Source organism: Roseomonas sp. 18066 (assembly GCF_902706185.1).
Classification (GTDB): domain Bacteria; phylum Pseudomonadota; class Alphaproteobacteria; order Acetobacterales; family Acetobacteraceae; genus Pseudoroseomonas.
Genome location: NZ_CACSJM010000420.1, coordinates 1 through 390, shown reverse-complemented (window position 1 = coordinate 390; position 390 = coordinate 1). Strand labels below are relative to the sequence as shown.

1 protein-coding gene is annotated in these 390 nt (G+C 79.5%); it reads left to right on the top strand.

What is annotated here, in order from left to right:
* On the top strand, positions 1-390 hold a 390-nt coding region (locus GVN67_RS29510; RefSeq protein WP_200845477.1), incomplete at both ends, for a hypothetical protein.

Below are 390 nucleotides of genomic sequence, written 5' to 3'. Positions count from 1 at the left end.
GCGCCCGTCGAGCCGCCGCACGAGACGGCGACCCCGGACGCGCCCGCCACCCTGCCCCAGGCGGCGGCACCGCTTCCGGCGCCGGCGCCGCTGCCCATGCCCGCCCTGGCCGCCACGCCGCCGCGGCTGTCGCCCGGGCAGAAGGACGACATCCTGCGCCAGGCGGAGGAGAAGCTGGCCCTCGGCGAGGTCGAGGCGGCGCGGCGGCTGTACCAGCAGGCGGCGCAGGGCGGCAGCAGCCAGGCGGCAGCGGCGCTCAGCCGGACCTATGACCCGGAATTCCTGCGCGGCCTGGGCGCGGCCGGGACGCCGTCGGACGCCCTGCTGGCCATGATCTGGTCGCGCCGGGCGGCAGCGCTCGCCGCGCTCGAGCCGGCGGAAGTCGCGCTG